At 47.7% G+C, this 1,920-nt stretch carries 3 protein-coding genes; 1 reads left to right on the forward strand and 2 read right to left on the reverse strand.

Annotated features, from left to right (window positions below; genetic code table 11):
* A partial coding sequence (locus WBA89_RS15345; RefSeq protein ID WP_424407839.1) for a hypothetical protein occupies positions 1-181 on the reverse strand: 181 nt, incomplete at its 3' end.
* A gap of 253 nt (positions 182-434) precedes the next feature.
* Positions 435-1,013 (reverse strand): hypothetical protein, encoded by a 579-nt coding sequence (locus WBA89_RS15350; RefSeq protein ID WP_424407841.1) that lies wholly within the window; start codon positions 1,011-1,013, stop codon positions 435-437.
* 460 nt (positions 1,014-1,473) lie between these two features.
* Between WBA89_RS15350 and WBA89_RS15355 the strand changes: the two genes are divergently transcribed.
* Positions 1,474-1,806, forward strand: a complete 333-nt coding sequence (locus WBA89_RS15355; RefSeq protein WP_424407842.1) for a DUF565 domain-containing protein — start codon at positions 1,474-1,476, stop codon at positions 1,804-1,806.
* Positions 1,807-1,920: the final 114 nt, after the last annotated feature.

Below are 1,920 nucleotides of genomic sequence, written 5' to 3' on the forward strand. Positions count from 1 at the left end.
ACAAATTTTTAATAACTTCCTTCACCCAAACTTCCTGCGATTTTAGATTTAAAATTTTAGCTCGCATAGAGAGTCTACCGAAAGATTTGCCTTCAGGAAACTCGAAATTCGATCGAATCCGGTTAAAATCAAATCTTGCACCACGCTCAGCAATACCGAAAAAACTGGCTTTCTCAACCAAAATATCGGGCTGCAGCTAAGTAAATCCATCTAATGAAATATCAAATATGGCTCGCGACAAAGCTGGCTGTGTATGTCTTCCTCCTTCTTCCTTCCTCCTTCCTCCTTCCTCCGACTTCCGACTTCCATCGGACTGATGACGTTGTACGGAAAGCTCGGAGGCGACATCACTGATGACGTTGGACTAATGACTGATGACGTTGGACTAATGACTAATGACTAATGACTAATGACTAATGACTAATGACTAGCCTTCACGGCTGCAAAATTAATTGCCATTCCTCGGTTGTGCTGTTCCAAGCGGGCGAGGCTGTCTCCCCGGCGACATAAGGCCCCCAGTAGCGGCGGGAACCATCCTGAGCAAAAACCACCAGAATGTCTCCCCGTTTGACTTGTAACTTGCCCTCCGGCAGCGATAGCATCAGTCCCTTGTCGCCGCCTTCCCCTGGTGCAAAATCCCAGTGTGCGGGTTTTTTGTAGGATTTCTCGGCTTGCCGTTTCGACAGCAGCGCCACTCGCACTGGGTGTTCGCTGCGGTTGCTGACGCGCAGACTGCCGGTGGCTTTAACATTTGCAGGGATTGAGGCCAGCAATTCCTCCTCTGACTCTCCCGGAGCTGCTATTGAGTCGGGTTTGGGCTCGTTGGCGGTGTCTGCCGAAGCTGTGGTGACTGGGGAAAGGGGGGGGATTGGGGGGAGTGCTGTGGCGGAGGAGGGCAGCTCGCTGGACTGATTTGCACCGTTGGAGATGGTGATTTCAAAACGTCCGAGAAACATTCCGGTAAATAGGACGATCGACAATCCAATTAAAATCTGGTAAATTTTAAGTTTCATAAGTTTTATGCTTAAACAATAGACCGCACACCTGAAATTAGTCATAACTATTTTTAATGTAGAACCAGGGGCTACTGTGCCACAAGATACACATACGCTTAGTTGCTTGACCGATCGCAAGCTCTCCTCTTTGCTAACGAAGATGAGGGCTTTCGCGAGCGACACGCGAAAGCTAACGCAGTCAGGCGATCGCTCAATACCATCTTAGATGTTAAATTTAAAATTTTAGATGGCGGCATACAGACCCGGTAAACATTTGAAGTCGATCTCGAACCGCATTTTTTGACAAGCGTATTTCAAAGGTGGTACCCGCCACGCGATCGATCCGCCGAATCAATCGGGAGCATCTGGAACCTAAAATCCTCCAGCCCCCGAATTTATCCGTGGGGTAAATCGGGAGCATTTGGAATCTCAAAATCTCAAATCGAATGACAACTCATCAGTATAAATTTTAACTTCTATGCAGAATACCCGAATTAACAGATTGATTGATGTTCTGGGCGAGCAATTCACGCGCTGGGCGAGCAATCCTTGGCGGCGGATTTCGCTGTTGGTAATTAGCTTGCTGTTCGGCACTTTTGTGGGAACAGCTATTTCGACGACGGCCGGACAATCCGGTGATTGGGATATTATCGCGGGCGCGCTGTTAGTATTGTTGATAGAGTTTGTGAACCTGCTGGTTTATGGTTTCCCGCGGCTAAAAACCCGTTCTTTGTGGGTGGAAATGCTCAATGCTCTGAAAATTGGTGTGATTTACAATTTATTTGTGGAAGCTTTCAAGCTTGGCTCTTAAAAAGTTTTGAGTTGTAGGGGCACTGCTTTTAAGCTCATCCCCACTGATAAATCCGGGGGATTTCGCTGGCGGGAAGTCGGCAAGCCAGTTGTCAGTTGTTAAAGCTTTTGCTGC

The sequence above is a fragment of the Microcoleus sp. genome, from assembly GCF_049646505.1.
Taxonomy (GTDB): domain Bacteria; phylum Cyanobacteriota; class Cyanobacteriia; order Cyanobacteriales; family Microcoleaceae; genus Microcoleus.